The following is an 18,299-nucleotide window of genomic DNA, read 5'->3' on the forward strand; positions in this document are numbered from 1 at the left end:
GGAAGCACTATGTTAAAGCAGATAATTTGTATCGCCGCCATTGCAACCGCAATCAGCGGCTGCGCAGCAACTAAAGACGCCAACGCGCCTATACCCGTGGATGCTACTGCGCTAGAAGCCAGTTTGAATCAACAACAAGTTAATATTGTAAATGCCATCGACTCTTGTAAAGAGATGCAAACAGCCAGTATGACAACATTAACTGCTCAACTAGAGCAGCTGGACGCTAAAATTACTACGCTGAATAAGAAAGATAAAGTAGCTGTTGTACCCGTTGTAGCACCAAAGCAGTGCCCTCCTTCACCGCTGCAAGGTAAGTTCATTCTGGGTGCAGTGGAAAATGTCTATGTCGATGAAATGAAAGCAAGCTTTAACACTCGCATCGATACCGGTGCTGAATCATCATCAATTGATGCTCGTAATATCATTTTATTTGAAAGAGATGGTAACCAATGGGTTCGCTTTGATGTGCTAACTAACGGCGCTAAACAACCAGCACAAACGTTTGAATCTAAAGTCGAACGCTTCGTGCGAATTAAAGAGTCAGATGATAAAACCGACAGGCGTCCAGTTATTCATGCACATCTCGAGATTGGTGAATACAAAGCAGAGACAGATCTTAACTTAAGCGACAGAAGTCACTTAGAGTTCCCGCTGTTGCTTGGCCGCAAGTTTATGCAAGATATTGCCGTGGTAGATGTTGGCCAAACTTATATCCATGGAAAGAAAAAAGGCGGTAGTGCATCGTCTGCTTCTAAATAACAGGAATAAAAAATAATGCATTCTAGAAAGCCTTTTTATATTTTAGTTGTCATGCTCTTTATTGCAGGCATCACGGCAAGTGTCTATCGCGGCATTGAACACAGCGTACCGTTTTTACCAGGCAAACAAGTTCAAAGTTGGGCAGTTGATGCAAAAGTCAGCTTCCAGGGTACTGGCGAGCCGTCAGAAGTGTCTTTCTCTTTACCAGAAGATCCCGCTTATGAAATCTTAGTCGAAAACGCAACATCACCGGGCTACGGTTTAACCATCACCAATAATAGGTTTGATCGCCGCGCTATATGGTCTATCCGTAGCGCCACAGGTCAGCAAGATCTCTATTATAAAGTAACCTTGATCCCAACAGGGCAAGAGCAACTACTGGCAGAGAGTGAACCTGCTGCACCGACGCCCTATATGTGGCCGGCGACAGAAAGCGCTGCAGCGGCACAGGCTACCGAAGAGGTTTGGGCAAAAAGTGCCACTAACCTCTCGTTTGCACAACAGCTTAATAAAGATCTAAATGCCAATGAGCGCAGTCAAAACATTGAGCTGCTGCTCGCTGGAAACTCGCCCAGTAAACTATTCATTAGAATACTGCACAACAAAAGCATCCCGGCGAGAGAAGTCAGTGGGTTGTTCCTTGAAGATCAGCGTCGTAGACAACAGTTATCCACTTTTGTTGAGGTCTATAATGATGGTGAATGGCACTTATTCGACCCGAAATCGGGTACTCAAGGACGTCCAGATGACCTATTACTCTGGGATCGCTCAGGGACATCTGTTCTGGATGTGATTGGTGGCGTTAACTCACAAGTTAATTTTTCAATGCTACAAGATACTCGTTCAGCTCTGGCGACTGCAATTGATGTAATGAAGAATGACAATGCACTCGATTTCTCCTTATATCAATTACCGCTTGAAGAGCAAAGCCTTTTTAAAGGCATATTGCTTATCCCAATCGGTGTATTAATGGTGGTATTTTTACGCGTATTAATCGGCATTAAAACCTCTGGTACGTTTATGCCAGTGCTCATCGCCCTCGCCTTTATCCAAACCACACTTCTTACTGGTCTGGTTGGCTTTTTGCTAATAGTTGCATTTGGCTTGATGATCCGCTCATATCTGTCCGAGTTGAATCTATTGCTAATATCGCGGATCTCTGCGGTGATTATCGTGGTGATAGGCATCATCGGTCTATTTACCCTGTTATCTTATAAGTTCGGTTTAAGCGAAGGCCTCACTATTACTTTCTTCCCAATGATTATCTTGGCATGGACAATTGAGAGAATGTCTATTCTGTGGGAAGAGGAAGGTGCAAAAGAGGTCGTCATACAAGGTGGTGGTAGCCTATTTGTAGCAACATTGGCTTACTTAGCCATGAGTGCGACTTGGGTTCAACATTGGGTATTTAACTTCCTTGGTATTCATCTAGTGATCTTGGCCCTTGTGCTGTTGATGGGACAATATACCGGTTATCGCCTGCTTGAGCTGAAACGCTTTAAGCCTTTGGCTGGAGAATAATATGTTTCTCGCTAACCCCTCAGCGTTAACGCGTGGCGGTGTTTTGGGTATGAACAAGCGTAATATCGACTACATTGGTCGCTATAACCCGCGTAAGTACTATAAACGAGTCGACGATAAGCTAACCACAAAACAACTCGCCCTTGCGAATGATATCGCCGTACCCGATCTTATCGGTACGGTTTCAGAGCAACATGAGATTAACGATATTCCTGCAATGGTTAATGACACTGTTGGTTTTGTTATTAAGCCATCAAAAGGTTCTGGCGGCAAAGGTATTTTAGTTGTCACTAAAGTTGACAATGGCCGCTATTACAAGCCAAACGGTCAGGAGGTTACCCCTTCCGAAGTTTATCGTCATGTCTCAAATGTACTCAGTGGTCTGTTTTCATTAGGCGGTAATCCCGATGTTGCTATTGTTGAGGGGTTAATCCAGTTTGATCCGGTATTCGATGGCTACTCCTATGAAGGGGTGCCCGATATTCGATTAATCGTGTTTAAAGGCTTCCCTATTATGGGGATGATCCGCCTTTCAACAGCAGCATCAGACGGTAAGGCTAACTTACACCAAGGTGCAGTGGGTGTTGGAGTTGATATCGGCACAGGTAAAGGACTGCATGCAGTTCAATTCGATAAGCCTATCGACTTACATCCTGATACCCAAAAAGAGCTAACTGCAATTCAAGTTCCGCAGTGGGATACGCTGCTGCATACAGCCTCTAAGGCTTATGAAATGTCAGAGCTCGGCTATTTAGGTACCGATATGGTGCTCGATAAATACAAAGGGCCATTATTACTCGAGCTAAATGCGCGTCCAGGCCTTGCGATTCAAATTGCAAATGGCCGCGGCATCTTGAACAATCTGCGTCATGTTGAGCAGATGCCAAACCACAACATGTCAGTTGAAGAACGCGTGGCGTATGCCAAGAAACACTTTAGTGCGAACAGCTAGATTGAAAGTAAACCTTGTTGGGCTAGTTATTTTGCTCACAAGTATGGTCCATACGGCAGCCAGTGCTGCCGTATCGCCTATTCCACTGCTCGTTGAGCAATGTCTTCGTTATAGTTTCCCGACTGATATAATCGACCCGGCATTAGACAGCAATACCAATGCCATCACATTCGAACGGCAGCTTATTGGATTTTTTAATATTAACGATCGTATTAACTACTATCGACAGTATCCGCTATCTAATGCGGACAGAGAGCTCGTACTCCAATGCCAGCTATATCTCGCCGACGAACTGGCACTTTATCTAGATTCCTCTCCATTTCAATCGTTACAATTTAGTTTTGCTAACAATGAAAGTCAGCAAGTTGCCGCACTACTTAGGCGTATCAATCAGTTATCAAAAAACAGTCAATCACCCACATACAAAGCACAACTGCATACCGCCCAAGCCGCTTTTAAACAGAAGCTGAGCTCACAAGCATTAAGCTTGAATATCTCGGATAAAACATGCGAACTCCACAATAGTACTGCGGCAAAAACAGAAGGCAGTTTCAACGGTTCATTAGCAAGTTACCTCATAAAACAGCCTAACGAGCAGTGCCGAAAACGTGTTTGGCAAGCCTATCAATCGCGGGCATCAATTGAAAATAAAACCGCGTTAGCAACCATTAAAGCATTGAGATATCAGCAAGCACTAAAAGCGGGTTTTACCAATTACAGTCAATTTAAGTTAGCGCAACAAATGCTGCATTCGCCTGAAATTGTTGAGCAATTTTTATTATCTCAAACCCATAATATCCAGATAGCCCCCTGGGATCTTGGCCGCGCACTTGCTGCAGCGCCCTCCTCAGATGTCAATACAATAGACTCAGATCAATGGTTAGCTCTTGTGGCTAAAGAGCTTGAAGCGTTGGCCATAGGTTTTGAGTGGATAAATAAAAAGTCGATTCGACTATGGCATAAGCAGCGACTGCTAGGTGATATCTATTTAACTAGAAATGAAAAAATCACCATAAAGCCGATTCGACAACTTGTGGTTGGCCAACAGTTTGGTCAAATTGAACTGTCATTACCCGCTAAATTAAGCCATTACCAACAGCAAAGGCAGGCCATCAAAACCATTGCCGCTGCCGTCAAAAAACTAGCCATAGGTCATCAATTTTATCTGCTCAATACCATAAGCGAAACGGCAGATAGCAGTAATATCGACGCATTTTGGCTAGAATACTGGTTATTAGATAGATTACTTAAGGCACCACAAGTCGGTTCTCGAGAAGCCATTCTGCAGCTCTACTCAGAGCAACTAGCAGTATTTCGATCGAAAGTCGCAATCGATTTATATAGGGCAGACCTTACACCGCCGGCTTTTGACCATCATCGACAGTTTGCACTAGGATTTGGAAAGTTTTGGGATAAAACAGCAGATGCTCCCTTTACCTTTAGTGCTATTGTTTACGAAGGGCCTCTCTATTATCAAAAGTTATGGCAAAAAAGCGTCGCAAAATATATATATCAATCCACCAAGGGTTGCCAAGATCAAAGCGCTATTTTTGACACCTTGGTCGTTAATGAACCTGCCGATAGTATAGAAGTGATCCTTCAATCGCTATTGGGGTCCCCTATTACAGCTGTTCCACTTATAACAAGGATCCAACATGCCTTCGATGCTCAGAATAAGTACCCTAGCCGTTGCACTTTTTTGCAGTAGTAGTTTTGCATCAGCGCCATTAGTCACAGAAGCAGCTAAAAGCGAAGTCTATCAAGGGATAAAAGCCAATCTTGAAACGCATCTATTTGAGCTGCCTCCCCGTGTTCAAGGCCACTATGGCATTAGACAGTATCGAATGACCGGTGACAACCGATATGCCAACGCGGCATTAGTCGATCTGTATGCTGTAACCGAAGCTCAAGCCTTCTATGCTTGTAACCTTAATCAGAAAGACTTCATCAGCAATCAAGCCAACAAAGCCATCTCGGTTTTGGGAAAAGGGCCAAGAGCTAAAGCGCGTAAAAAGGCCTTAAAACCTTTCCCAGAGTTCATCTTCTATACCGACGTGTTGCTACGTTACTCAAGCCGTATTAATGAATTTGGTCTCACTGGTCCATGTAATGAACTGTTGATTGATACGCTTAAAAAAGCCGATCTAAAAACCGGGCTTACAGACAAAGCGATGATAGAAACCTGGGCGGCACAGCTGATTAACTATGTCTATTGGGCGAAGCAGATCGGTGTTGGTGATTATTTAGCAGATTATAAAGATGCCTTTATTGGTGTCTATCCTGATAGCCAAGATCAGCAGCTCGATAAAAAGCAGTATCGCAATAAACTCTACGGCATGACCCATTTTATTTTCGCCGCCAGTGAATATTATCAATACGATGTAGATGCAAAAGAGTTTGCTTGGATTTTGGATCATTTCGAGCACAATATTGACCGCATTCTTAAAGATGCTACCGACGATATTATTGCTGAGGTTGGCATTAGCTTCCTGCTTGCTAGGCAAGCAGACAATCCCGTTGTCGCCAAAACTCAACAGCATATTATCAAGGCGTTTAATCAACAAGAGCAGATGATCCCTTCTCCTCGTGGTAATCCTGACCTGGTTATGGGAGAGCATCGCAATGTGTTAGCCATGATGCTGCTTGCTTGGCCTGAAAAGCTTCATAAGGGCCCTTACTTGTCTGAACTAAAAGCAACCAAGAAATACTTGCCCAAGCAGGTTCAAGCGAAACCAAAAACAAATAGTGAACGCTAAAAATGGATAGAGCAAAATCTACATTAGAGCAGTGGCGGATTATACAGGCAGTTGTCGATTACGGCGGTTACGCTCAAGCTGCAGAAAAACTGAATAAAAGTCAGTCTTCACTTAACCATGCGGTTGCTAAGCTTCAATTTCAACTTGGCGTTCAACTGCTTGAAGTAAAAGGCCGCAAAGCATACCTCACTGAGTGTGGTGAAGTATTGCTGCGCCGTTCGCGGCATATTACTCAATCAGTTAATGAGCTGGAATTATTGGCCAATAATTTGGAAACAGGTTGGGAGCCTACACTGACCATAGCACGGGAGATTATCTATCCTATGGATGATCTCGTTGACGTACTCAGTCAATTTTATCCCCTCAGCCGCGGCACACGCATTACCATCATCGACACCGTATTGACCGGAACCTCGGAACTTATCATCGATGAGGCTGTTGATATTGCCATTTGTGGTGGGCCACCACCAAAAGGTCATTTAGCTGAACCTTTAGTTGATATCAACTTCAACCTCGTCTGTCACCCTGAGCATCCACTCGCACAGTTTGAAGTGATAGAAGATGATCAAACGCTAGCTCAACACCTTCAAATTGTCATTAAGGACACAGCCCTTGGGCCCAACACTGACCTTGGTTGGCTTAAAGCTGAGCAGCGTTGGACAGTGACTAACTTTCATGAAGCGGTTGTTATTTTAAAGAAAGGCATGGGCTTTTGCTGGATCCCTGAGGATATAGTGCATTCGCTCATTGAAGGTGGCCAGCTTAAAAAACTCAACTTGAAAGGGTCATCTAAGCGTAAAGCAACCCTAAGTATGGTTATTCCCAATAGAGATAAACAAGGGCCTGCAAGTGAGTTAATCGAGTCACTAATAAAAACACATCATCAAATTGATTCTATTTGATGCATACTAAGAGCGTTTATTAGTACTTTCTACACTGTAATATTAATTAAAGTGCCTATTGTTTCAGATGAGGCCTCAATCACCTCAGCTGATGCTTGAGCATGATTAACCGCTTGTGTAGCTTCGATAAGCGCCGAGTGACTATCACTACTATTGGCAGTGGTCGTTGAAGATACCGACTGACTTGAACTTGCCACATCAACCGTTGCTTGGGTTAGATCAGACTGTGCGCTTTGAAAACCATTGTGCCCTGAAATAATACTTGGGGGGATTTGCATAAGGAATCTCACTTTTAGTAAGTGGGTTTATTATCAAGTAACGTACTAAAAATGTACAGCATTTATCATAGAATATAATACTTGTTAGCCTGTAGGCCCCTACTAACAAACCATACAAAAAGTGAACTTCTGTTTACGTTGTAAATTTAGTACACCGGATATTCACTACTATGCCTGCTTCACTGCTGCTATTTATTGAACTTAATCACGACTGGGCTAACTAAGATAACCGATATAATTCTAAAAAGGCGTTGTCAGCAACGCTTATTCAGCATGAGTACAAGATGTATCGCGTAATATCTTACTCTCGGCTTCAACAGAGCGAAGCGCGCGTAAACAGTTTGTATTTTGTCAGCCTGCAATGAAAATTATACTCTCTATATAAGAGAGATAAAATAGCCACTATTGCTTTTAAATGATACGGTTATAGTTATATGGTTTAAAAATCAATCAGCCCCTGAAGAGGAAGCACACTATATGGATAAACCTAAAATACTCGTTGTTGATGATGACCCTATTTGTTCAAGTCTATTGTTATCAGCACTGGGTGATGATTATCATGTCACTACTATCAATTCCGGCATTCATGCTATTGAACTCGCCAGTAGTTTACAACCTCAATGTATTTTTCTTGACATAATGATGCCGGAAAAAAATGGCTATCAAGTGCTAAAAGATCTACAGAGTGATACTTTAACAAATCAAATCCCAGTGATCATAATTAGCGGTTTAAATGAAGACTCAGATGAAGATTTAGCGCTACGATTAGGCGCCAAAGACTATATATTTAAGCCTATTAATCCTGATGATGTATACAACAAATTAGCAAAGCACCTTAAACTGGATGAGTAGTTTAATTTATCAACAGGCTGTATGACTTAACGGCAAACTGTAACTGTAGTATTCAGTGTCTTTTACAAAACCGATTTTTTCATAAAGCGCCTGCGCCGAAAAATTGTCTTTAGCCGTACCTAAATCAACACGCATTGACTCGGTAGATTTGGCTAAATCAATAACACTATTGATGAGTTGATTAGCTATGCCCTGTTTCCGATGTAATGCAGATACAAAGAGATCATTCAATACAATAATTTTTGCCAAGGCAACCGATGAAAATGAGTGGTAGTTTAAGACAAAACCAATAGCTTCCTTTTCATCGCTATAAGCGATAAACACCGTAGCTTCCCCCTGAGTTAAACGCTCATTTAAGTAATTACGATATTTTTCTGGCGCTGAACCTTGCTTGTAAAACACCATATACTGATCAAAAAGCATCACTAGGTCGTCTAACTCATCGCTTGAAATCTGTTTTATATGCAATCTAAAATCCTTATTATTAACAAAAAGTGCTTAAGGCATAATTTGCTCACAAGACTGCAAGTTATCTCAAAGCTACGGTACAAAAAAAGTAGTAACGATTAACTGTTACCAGCCCATCTCCCAATCTTTCCACACTGGATTTAAACCTCGCGCACTCATTGCGGCTACGACCTGCTGTGGGCTACGTTCATCGCTGATCTCAAATTGATCTAACTGCGAATTTGGTTCATCGTAGCCACCGGGTTGTGTTGAGCTTCCGGCACTCACATTGGTCACCCCAAGTGCAAATAGATTATCTCTAAGGGCTGGTGTTTCGCGGGTTGATAAACTGATCTCCAATTGCTGATTAAACAATCTAAACGCACAGATCATCTGCACTAACCCCTTATCCGTCAGCTCAACTTTCGGTGAAATACCACCGGTACAAGGCCTCAAACGCGGTAGGGAAATGCTATAACGGCTACGCCAGTAATGCTTCTCTAAATATGCCAGGTGATGCCCCATCAACAATGCATCCAAGCGCCAATCATCAAGTCCAAGCAATACGCCTAAACCTATCTTATCAACACCTGCTTGTGCAACCCGCTCTGGAGACTCTAGTCGATAGCTAAAGTCCTTCTTCTTGCCGCGAGTGTGGTGTTCTGCGTATGTCACTGGATTATAGGTTTCTTGATAGAGCATTACGGCATCAAGCCCATCCTCTATCAATGACTCATAATCACCCTTATCCAACGGCTGTACTTCGATGGCAACATGACTAAAGTGTTGCTTTACCAGCGGTAGCATCTGTTTGAAATAGGGCAGCCCCACCTTGGATTCATGCTCTCCTGACACTAACAAAATGGCGTCATACCCCATCTGTTTAATGATGGAGATCTCTTTAAGCAGTTCAGCTTCTGATAGCGTTTTTCGTTTCAGCTTGTTACTCATGGTAAAACCACAGTAATCGCATTCATTAGCGCATAAATTGGAAAGATAAAGCGGAATATACATTCCGAGGCTTGCACCAAAGCGCTGTCGTGTTAATGCTACAGAGCACTGCGCCATCTCTTCAATATAGTTTTCAGCGGCAGGAGACAGCAATGCAAGTAGACTATTGAGATCGCCAGCCGGATTTAGCAGCGCCCGTTCAACCTCTTTATTTGTAGTCGAATACAATGACATTTTCAGTTCACTACGAGATAACTTTTTAAACTCATCAACAAAGCTCATGAAACCGCCCTCTCACAGCCCAAAGGCTGAATTATGTTATACATTTAGAAAGCCTGTCAGCGGGCTGGTGTTGTTTGCATGTTGACTCACACCGCCAAGACCAGCGATATAAGCCGTTCGGCCAGTATCGACAGCTTGGGCAAAACAGCGCCCCATGGCTACAGGGTCTGCACTACTGGCAATTGCGGTATTAACGAGTACTGCATCAGCCCCAAGCTCCATCGCTCTTGTCGCTTGTGATGGTGCGCCAATTCCGGCATCTATCACCACTGGCACATTTGACTGCTCTATAATCATATTAAGAAAGGGCTCGGTGGCTAAACCTTGATTTGAACCAATCGGACTGCCCAATGGCATAACAGCTGCGCAGCCCACCTCCTCTAATCGTCGGCACAAGACAGGGTCGGCATGCACATAAGGCAATACGACGTAGCCCTGCTCGCATAAAATGCGCGCTGCGGCTAAGGTTTCAATAGGATCTGGCATCAGATACTTTGGATCTGGGTGGATCTCTAGTTTTATCCAGTTTGTCCCTAGCATTTCACGGGATAGGTGCGCCGCAAAAATAGCCTCTTTGGCATTACGCGCACCTGCAGTATTGGGCAATAGCTTTACCCCACTCTCTTGCAGTGGTTTTAATATATTGTCGCTACCGTTTTTTAAATCGAGACGTTTAACGGCCAAGGTCACCAATTGAGACTGCGATGCACTTACAGCCGCTAACATATCACTCGCTTGGGAAAACTTACCCGTCCCAGTAAATAATCGAGAACTAAACTCTGTATCAGCAATTTTTAACACATTAACCTCCAGCAACCACTGAGAACACTTCTAACTTGTCATCATGTTGGCACATGATATGTGACCAACGACTTCGCGGTACGACTTCAGCATTCAGTACCAACGCCACCCCATTGAGTGTAATGGTCTGATGCTCCAATATCTGCGTCAGTGACATACCTGCAGAAACGGTAACGGCTTGGTCATTAAGTAAAATATTAATCATCTGTTCACTCCTAAATCTGTTACGTTTACAACGCCTACGCTAACGGTTTAACAACAAACTACGCGCTACATACTAAGCAATCAGGGTCCCGTGCTAGCTTTGCTTGCCGCCAAATAAATGCGGCACCATCGAAGCGATACAGCTGCCCCAATAATTGTTGCCTATTGATTTTCAACGGTTGCTCAACCACTTTTAGTTGTTCTGCTTTTACCTGTTGACTAACGAGTAAATTCAAGCTCATTAATGCCTGCATTGACGCTAAGGTGCCCACCATAGGTCCAAGCACACCGACCGTTTGACAGCTCTGACTGACACTCATATCACTTGGATATAAGCAGTGATAACAACCTGTATCTGGACATAATTGTTGGTTCACACTCAGTAGCTGGCCTTGAAAGTTGGCCGCTGACGCTGATACCAAGGTGACTTGATGCTCAATGGCGAGTTGATTAATAAGTTGCCGAGTCGAAAAATTGTCGGAGCAATCCAATAGCAAACTAAATTGCTGATGGGCATTAAATAACTCAGGCGAATTCTCTAGGGTTAAATAATGTTGCAAGCTGTTGATATGACAATCACGGTAAGCTTGCATTAACTTTTCAGCAGCAACGTGAGCTTTATTACTCCCGAGGTCCTCAACAGAAAACAGCAACTGCCGTGGTAGATTAGAGCGCTCGATAGTATCGCCATCGACTAACGTTATTTGGCCAACACCAGCCGCAGCTAAGTACTGCGCGGCAAGATTGCCAAGCCCTCCTACGCCGATAATAAGCACATGAGACTGACTCAATATCTCTTGCCCATGCTCTCCCACATCCGCGAGTAGAATCTGCCGAGAGTATTGGATAAATGCTTGATCAGACAGCGCCATCGTTTGCTCCTAACACCCATGCATCGACCAATGTTTGATAGGCTTTTTCTGGATTGTCTGCTTCAGTCACCGCGCGCACCACTGCCACATCATCAACACCGCTTACTTTTACAGCCGCAAGATTACTGGCATCAATGCCGCCAATAGCCACAATGGGTAGCTCTCCCTGCATAAGATCGACATAACGAGCTAGCTTACTTAGCCCTTGAGGCGCCGAAGGCATCTGTTTTGTCGTGGTGGGGAATATATGCCCAAAAGCGATGTAGGAAGGACTATGCTGTCGTGCCAATAGGATCTCAAAGTAACTATGGCTCGATAACCCAAGTGCAATACCCGCTTGCCTTAGTTGCTGTAAATTACTCTCAAACAGATCTTCCTGACCTAAATGCACACCATAGGCTTGATGTTTTATGGCCAGTTGCCAATGATCATTAATAAACACTTTCGCGCAGTGATCTATCCCCAGTGCAATTGCCTTAACAATTTTTTGCTCAAGCTGTGGATCGGTTGCATCCTTAACACGTAGTTGAACGGTGGTAGCCCCCGCACAGAGCAGTTGTTGTAACAGGCCAATATCAGCAACTACGGGGTAAACACCGAGGGGATCAGTTATCTGCTTAAAAGCGTGAGCAGTTTTGTTGTTGTCATTGTTATTGGCCCTTAAGCCATCCAATGATAAAAGAGGCTCAATAACCGGATATTGAGCTACATCATTTGGCCAGCCACAACGCGCTAAACAACCCGCACCATGACCCGGCTGATAGCTATCTTGTAACCCCTGAGATACGTAGGCTTTTGCAACCACAACCGCATCATTCAATACAAAGCCATGAGCCATAACTGCAGCAATCGCTGATGACAATGTACAACCCGTGCCATGACTATTGTCTGTCGCTACTCTTGGTGATGTTAACCAAAAAGTGTGATCGCTATGCAAACTAGAGATACCTTTAACTTTCCGGCAAACCAGCAGATCACGTGCATTATCTTGCTGCCAGTTAGGCCCTCTATCGCCGCCTTTAGCCAGTACTGACGTCTGCAATAATGCCGCGATTGACGTTGCAGCCACCACACTATCTTCAGGTGTCACTAATGAACGACCCGCCAATATGGCCAGCTCGCTGACATTTGGCGTAATTAACGTCAGCAAGCCTTTGAATGGTGCAAAATCGAGCTGCTCACCTTTAGCCAATGCGTCACCGCAAGTTGCTACCATCACAGGATCTAGAATGACAGGTACAGTTAACTCAGCCCCCTGCCAAGTCGCAAGCTTGTCCGCTAACCAGCTGGCAACAATATTAATCTGCCCTTGACTTGCCAATAAGCCAATTTTGATAGCATGCGGCATAAGATCTGCCGCGAGCGTATCAAGTTGTGCAATGAGCATCTCATCAGAGACTGCTTCTACCGCTGCGACGGTCACTGAGCTCTGCGCAGTCACTGCAGTGATCACGCTGCAGCCATGAGTTTCAAGATCATTCATGCTGGCCAAATCGGCCTGAATGCCTGCACCGCCACCGCTATCAGATCCCGCAATCGTCCACACCAATGGACGATTACGAGCAGGCTGTCGGCTAGAATTAACCTTAGCCATGATTACTCCTCTACAGCGGCTTCTTTAGTTTCTGCGCTAGTGTCTGCTTCGTGATAGAGTTCAGCACCTTTGGCTTTAAACTCTGCCGACATTTGTGCCATACCACTGCTGATATCTTTGTCCGACAGCCCAGTCGTTGCAGCTTGACTGCTATAAGCTTGATATTCAGCTGAAGATTTAACTTCAACTCCTTTAGGTTCGACTTCAATCGCTAACGCCAGCTTCTCTTGCGCTGCAGCGTAATCGCGAACCTCTTGGCTGATTTTCATAGAGCAGAATTTTGGACCACACATAGAGCAAAAGTGAGCCACTTTGGCCGACTCTTGCGGCAGTGATTCATCGTGATAAGCGCGGGCAGTTTCAGGATCTAAGCCTAAGTTGTATTGATCTTCCCATCGGAACTCGAAACGTGCTTTTGACAATGCATTATCTCGAATTTGGGCACTTGGATGACCTTTAGCCACATCACCTGCATGCGCCGCGATTTTATAAGCTATTAACCCTTGTTTAACGTCATCTTTATTAGGTAAACCTAGGTGCTCTTTGGGGGTGACATAACACAACATCGCACAACCATACCAGGCAATCATTGCCGCGCCGATCCCAGAGGTAAAATGATCATAGCCCGGTGCAATGTCAGTTGTTTGTGGACCGAGAGTATAAAATGGTGCCTCATCACAAACATCTAACTGCTTGTCCATGTTCTCTTTAATGAGGTTCATTGGAATATGGCCAGGGCCTTCAATGATAGTTTGAACATCATATTGCCAGGCAATTTTAACCAGCTCGCCTAAAGTCTCAAGCTCTGCAAACTGCGCTTCATCATTAGCATCAGCAATCGAGCCTGGACGCATGCCATCGCCTAATGACAAGGATACGTCATAAGCAGCACAGATCTCGCAGATATCTCTGAAGTGTTCATAGAGAAAGTTCTCGGTATGGTGTGACAAACACCATTTAGCCATAATTGAACCACCGCGGGAAACGATGCCCGTTAGGCGTTTGGCGGTCATTGGCACGTAACGCAGTAACACGCCGGCGTGAATAGTGAAGTAATCAACGCCCTGTTCCGCTTGCTCAATCAAGGTATCGCGGAATGTTTCCCAGTTGAGATCTTCAGCAATACCGTTCACTTTTTCAAGTGCCTGGTAGATAGGCACTGTGCCAATAGGCACTGGAGAGTTACGGATGATCCACTCACGAGTTTCGTGAATATAGCGACCAGTAGACAGGTCCATTACCGTATCAGCGCCCCAACGCGTAGACCAAACTAGCTTTTCAACCTCCTCTTCAATAGAAGAAGTCACTGCTGAATTACCAATATTAGCGTTAACTTTTACTAGAAAGTTACGACCAATGATCATCGGTTCAGCTTCAGGGTGATTGATATTGAGAGGAATAATGGCACGACCTCGAGCTATTTCACTGCGAACAAACTCCGCAGTGATGGGCTCACTGATTGAGGCACCAAAACTCTCACCCTTATCTTTTTGGGTCAAAATAGGGTCGGTAACGTCTGCCATCGCCATATTCTCGCGAATAGCGATGTATTCCATTTCAGGGGTGATAATACCCTGACGCGCATAGTGCAATTGAGTCACACGTTTACCCGATTTTGCACGGCGGGGAGGCAATAAGGATTCAAAACGTAAATGGTCTAATCCATCATCGGCCAAGCGTTGCTGGGTAAAACCAGAGCTCACAGCGGATAACTGCTCTGTATCATCACGCTCAGAGATCCAGTTAAGACGGAATTTATCTAAGCCTTTGTGTACATCAATACTGGCGTCGGGATCTGAATATGCTCCAGCACAGTCGTATACTCTGAGCGGCGGGTTAGCCTCATACACAGGGTTGTTCTCATCACCACTGAGCAAAGTATCTGCTTGGTGAATTTGGCGCATACCCACTTTAAGATCTGCACGACTGCCCTGAAGATAGACCTTCTCGGAATTTGGGTGCTGTAACGGTTTTAGGTTATCGATGAACTGTTGAGCCTGAGCTCGGGTTTCGCGGCGTTTCGACATTAGCAAACTCACTATGATAAAAAATGAAGTTGCTTGTCAGGAGAGTTGAGAAATTTAAAGTTGAAAGCCCAAAATGAAACCGCGTAATAACGCAAATTTCAGATGCACTTAACCACCGAAATATGACTGCTTGCTGTTTTAATACAACTTATATAACGCAGTTATTTCGCTTGTTTCCTTCGCAGGTTCTAGCCTGATCAGGTTCAACGGATCCCGAATAAACGGTCTCAGCCATATGGCACTCCGACAAGATGAGCGAGCAGTATAAGCCTATCCCTGACCAAGACACAAGTGTAAATTAATAACGTCCCCCACTACTGGTCAACGTTTAAATCACCTAATAAACATTTGATATTAATAAAGATAATTAGTGATAGCGAGCTGAAATAGAGGCTCTAATGAAAATAAATCATTTAAATAATTATTTTTGTCGAATGCTCATTCTCTTTTCCAATCGAGCTGAGATTGCATCATTAATCGCTTTTTTAACTTTATCGCCACCACAATTAAAGGGGTAACCGATATTCTCCGCATAGGGATTAATTTGCGTTGGTGTCTTAACAATCCGAAAACAGGTATCACCTTGGCGTACGATACGATTTGGGTCAAGACGGTGGTCAGTCGTAGGAATTTTACTGTACTCGTCCACCTCTGGAAATATCAACTCGACCATATCACCATCCATCTCACTTAATGAGCGAGAACCTGTATATTCGTTGGCTTTATCAACAATAAGAGCATCGAGTGCAGCATCATTTTTACGCTGTAGATAGGACTGGGCAAATGCCATGGCATTATTGCTTTTATTAACGAGTACGCTACGCTTGCTCACAACAGTTTCCTGCGCCTCAACAGGCGTGCTGTCATCCACTCTAAGATCTGCAGTTTCCAATGCATCATTTGTTGAAAGCTCTGACTTAAGTGTCTTATTAACTTCAGCCCTTGGCGCTGTAACGACTTCTGTGTCTACAGGTTTGTTTTGCTCAGTTGATGCTCTATTATCTCCTGTCGAGTGATTCTGTGATGCGTCATTACTTTTTGGGGCTTCCGTGTTTTCCATAACCGTCTCTTCTAACGGTATAGGTTGAACATACAGGTATGATTGAATTTTAATTGGGGTAACAGTTGTAACCTTTAACGCTTGCCTAACCCAAAATTGATTAATGATACCGATAAGCACGATATGCAATAAAACAACCAAGAGCAGTGAATAGGCTGTCCGCCAATGACCTGAAGATATTGCACTTTTATCAGAGTTAATCTTGGCTACAGGCTCATTGGCAGGCTCCAGGCTTGTTGAGAAGTTAGGCTCAATGAGTTCTTTCTCACCAACTGCAACAGCGCTAAAAACAGGTACTGCAGATCTGCTCTCTTGTTTCATTCCAATGAATAACTCTATAGTCCATAATGGGCCAACTAATACAATTAGAAGACCATGTTAACGCTAAAAAATAACGTGCAAAACCGTACCAAATTAGCAGTAAAGCACGCAAAATTTCTTCAATGTGCTCCTTTAAATCAAACTTTTCTACAGTGTAAATATGCCATTAAAAAATAACGACTGATACCATTAGAGAACACTTTATTACAAAAGTTCAACATCTGCCGTTGCTGATGGCTTTGTATCACTAATAGCTCAGGATAAAAGCGTGCTATTGTCATAACCGTTTTAAGCGAACACGTGTACGCTAAAAGTATAGCTTTTATCATTAAAGCTGATACACTGCGGTTAATCGTGGTCTAACCAGAAGTCGTTGACGCTCTATGTCTATTCAACAATCAGCCTTACCCCAAGAGTCCCCCGTAGCAGCAAGAGCAGGCTATAGCGTTAAAGAAGAGCTGGCGAACAGCTTGAGCCATGGGCTAGGTGTTTTGGCTGGTGCGATTGGCTTGGTTATGTGTATTGTAAAGGGCTATGAGCAGTTAACCTTTGTTCAAATGGCTGGCGTTGTGGTCTATTGCCTCAGCATTATTTTGTTGTTCCTTTGCTCTACCCTATACCATAGCGCAACAGATAAAGTCTTGAAGCATAAATTAAAAGTAGCAGACCACTGCGCAATCTACCTGTTGATTGCGGGAACCTACACCCCCTTGATGCTCATTAGCTTAGAAGGTGAAATTGGCAATGGAAACGCTAATATTGTACTCATTGCCATTTGGTCATTGGCAATTGGAGGGGTCCTTTTTAAAACTCTGTTCATTAATCGCTTTAAAGTCTTCAGTTTAGCCCTATATTTAGCGATGGGTTGGCTCTGTGTCACCGTAATGAAAGAACTCATTGCAGGAATGTCACCTCTTGGATTCAACCTTTTGATTATAGGCGGATTATTTTACAGTTTAGGCGTCATCTTTTACATTGCTAAACGTATTCCCTATAACCATGCAATCTGGCACCTATTTGTACTCGGTGGAGCCATAAGTCACTTTTTATGCGTTTACTTAACCGTGATATAGCACTGAGCATTTTTATTAAAAAAGGGATTTTTAAAAGACGCTGATGCGCCTTTTTATTTATCCAACATGTGTGCAAACTCCGCAGCTAGTGCCTCAGCTTGTGATGTCATTTTAGCCTGTTTAAAAAGCTCCATAATGCACTCTATAGTGCATAGACCGCCCTCAACTTGATTACGTCTTAATTTGAATTGAGAATCATGCGTCGCTGTTAAGGCGTATTTCTTAGCCTCTTTTAGATAAGCACTACGACGCAACATCTTACGTGCTTCTTGCCAGGTAGCATCTAGGATCACCAAGGTTGATGGTAACGCTTTTATTGCATCACTTGTATCCATTTCACCTAATCTACCTACCTTCGACACATCATTATTGGTGTGGTGTAACTCAGCAAAGTTTTTATTTTCTGCAACCATATCTTCAGGGAATAATAGAGCGCAATCAGGCTGTTGTAGTTTTTCTAATAATACTGCATCTGGCGTGGTTCTCGCCCAAACAATACGCTGACAATATTGAGGAAAACACTTCAAAGCAATCTGGCCTGTATTAGTGGGCCGTGAGACCTCTCGTTCATGAGTTAACAAAATGATTTGCAATGGCTTTATCCTCAGAAAATAATCGCCGTGATTATAACGCCTAAAATGGAT

At 43.7% G+C, this 18,299-nt stretch carries 18 protein-coding genes and 1 riboswitch; of the genes, 8 read left to right on the top strand and 10 right to left on the bottom strand.

Annotated elements, in window-relative coordinates; translation table 11 throughout:
- Positions 1–9 precede the first annotated feature (9 nt).
- The 6 genes from JK628_RS12510 to JK628_RS12535 are packed head-to-tail and all read left to right on the top strand — an operon-like array spanning position 10 to position 6,893.
- Positions 10–762: an ATP-dependent zinc protease family protein gene (locus JK628_RS12510; protein WP_202284886.1), complete on the top strand. Its 753-nt coding sequence runs from the start codon at positions 10–12 to the stop codon at positions 760–762.
- Positions 763–777: 15 nt separating this feature from the next.
- Positions 778–2,283, top strand: a complete 1,506-nt coding sequence (locus JK628_RS12515; protein WP_202284887.1) for a UUP1 family membrane protein — start codon at positions 778–780, stop codon at positions 2,281–2,283.
- Position 2,284: 1 nt separating this feature from the next.
- Positions 2,285–3,235, top strand: coding sequence for an alpha-L-glutamate ligase-like protein (locus tag JK628_RS12520; protein WP_202284888.1), 951 nt, complete (start codon positions 2,285–2,287; stop codon positions 3,233–3,235).
- Positions 3,204–4,943 carry a M3 family metallopeptidase gene (locus JK628_RS12525; RefSeq protein ID WP_202284890.1) on the top strand — a complete coding sequence of 580 codons (1,740 nt, stop codon included), beginning with the start codon at positions 3,204–3,206 and terminating at the stop codon, positions 4,941–4,943. Before JK628_RS12520 ends, JK628_RS12525 begins: the two co-directional genes overlap by 32 nt.
- Positions 4,891–5,991 (top strand): DUF3541 domain-containing protein, encoded by a 1,101-nt coding sequence (locus JK628_RS12530; protein ID WP_202284892.1) that lies wholly within the window; start codon positions 4,891–4,893, stop codon positions 5,989–5,991. The genes JK628_RS12525 and JK628_RS12530 overlap by 53 nt, the downstream gene beginning before the upstream one ends.
- Positions 5,992–5,993: 2 nt before the next feature.
- Complete coding sequence (locus JK628_RS12535) at positions 5,994–6,893, top strand: LysR family transcriptional regulator (RefSeq protein ID WP_202284894.1); 900 nt, start codon at positions 5,994–5,996, stop codon at positions 6,891–6,893.
- Between the two features lie 29 nt (positions 6,894–6,922).
- Here JK628_RS12535 and JK628_RS12540 read toward each other — a convergent pair whose 3' ends face one another.
- Complete coding sequence (locus JK628_RS12540) at positions 6,923–7,171, bottom strand: chemotaxis protein (protein ID WP_202284896.1); 249 nt, start codon at positions 7,169–7,171, stop codon at positions 6,923–6,925.
- 477 nt (positions 7,172–7,648) lie between these two features.
- Here JK628_RS12540 and JK628_RS12545 point away from each other — a divergent pair, with 477 nt between their 5' ends.
- Positions 7,649–8,023, top strand: a complete 375-nt coding sequence (locus JK628_RS12545; RefSeq protein WP_202284898.1) for a response regulator — start codon at positions 7,649–7,651, stop codon at positions 8,021–8,023.
- 9 nt (positions 8,024–8,032) lie between these two features.
- On the opposite strand, the gene JK628_RS12550 is transcribed toward JK628_RS12545, so the two are convergent.
- The 8 genes from JK628_RS12550 to JK628_RS12585 form a co-directional block, all read right to left on the bottom strand.
- On the bottom strand, positions 8,033–8,491 hold the full coding sequence (locus JK628_RS12550; RefSeq protein WP_202284900.1) for a GNAT family N-acetyltransferase: 459 nt from the start codon (positions 8,489–8,491) through the stop codon (positions 8,033–8,035).
- A 105-nt stretch (positions 8,492–8,596) separates the two neighbouring features.
- Positions 8,597–9,703 carry a 2-iminoacetate synthase ThiH gene (gene thiH, locus JK628_RS12555; protein ID WP_202284902.1) on the bottom strand — a complete coding sequence of 369 codons (1,107 nt, stop codon included), beginning with the start codon at positions 9,701–9,703 and terminating at the stop codon, positions 8,597–8,599.
- A 36-nt stretch (positions 9,704–9,739) separates the two neighbouring features.
- Positions 9,740–10,504: a thiazole synthase gene (locus JK628_RS12560; RefSeq protein WP_202284904.1), complete on the bottom strand. Its 765-nt coding sequence runs from the start codon at positions 10,502–10,504 to the stop codon at positions 9,740–9,742.
- Between the two features lies 1 nt (position 10,505).
- Positions 10,506–10,709, bottom strand: a complete 204-nt coding sequence (gene thiS / locus JK628_RS12565) for a sulfur carrier protein ThiS (protein WP_202284906.1) — start codon at positions 10,707–10,709, stop codon at positions 10,506–10,508.
- 58 nt (positions 10,710–10,767) lie between these two features.
- On the bottom strand, positions 10,768–11,580 hold the full coding sequence (locus JK628_RS12570; RefSeq protein ID WP_202284908.1) for a HesA/MoeB/ThiF family protein: 813 nt from the start codon (positions 11,578–11,580) through the stop codon (positions 10,768–10,770).
- Positions 11,567–13,174, bottom strand: coding sequence for a thiamine phosphate synthase (thiE, locus tag JK628_RS12575; RefSeq protein WP_202284910.1), 1,608 nt, complete (start codon positions 13,172–13,174; stop codon positions 11,567–11,569). Before thiE ends, JK628_RS12570 begins: the two co-directional genes overlap by 14 nt.
- Positions 13,175–13,176: 2 nt before the next feature.
- Complete coding sequence (gene thiC, locus JK628_RS12580) at positions 13,177–15,201, bottom strand: phosphomethylpyrimidine synthase ThiC (protein ID WP_202284912.1); 2,025 nt, start codon at positions 15,199–15,201, stop codon at positions 13,177–13,179.
- 157 nt (positions 15,202–15,358) lie between these two features.
- Positions 15,359–15,457, bottom strand: a riboswitch (TPP riboswitch).
- A 165-nt stretch (positions 15,458–15,622) separates the two neighbouring features.
- Entirely contained in the window at positions 15,623–16,582 is a 960-nt protein-coding gene (locus JK628_RS12585) for a hypothetical protein (RefSeq protein WP_202284914.1), read from the bottom strand.
- A 383-nt stretch (positions 16,583–16,965) separates the two neighbouring features.
- Here JK628_RS12585 and trhA point away from each other — a divergent pair, with 383 nt between their 5' ends.
- Positions 16,966–17,655, top strand: coding sequence for a PAQR family membrane homeostasis protein TrhA (gene trhA, locus JK628_RS12590; RefSeq protein ID WP_202284916.1), 690 nt, complete (start codon positions 16,966–16,968; stop codon positions 17,653–17,655).
- 53 nt (positions 17,656–17,708) lie between these two features.
- Here trhA and JK628_RS12595 read toward each other — a convergent pair whose 3' ends face one another.
- Positions 17,709–18,248, bottom strand: coding sequence for a tRNA-uridine aminocarboxypropyltransferase (locus JK628_RS12595; protein ID WP_202284918.1), 540 nt, complete (start codon positions 18,246–18,248; stop codon positions 17,709–17,711).
- Between the last annotated feature and the right edge of the window lie 51 nt (positions 18,249–18,299).

It is taken from the genome of Shewanella sp. KX20019 (assembly GCF_016757755.1).
Classification (GTDB): domain Bacteria; phylum Pseudomonadota; class Gammaproteobacteria; order Enterobacterales; family Shewanellaceae; genus Shewanella.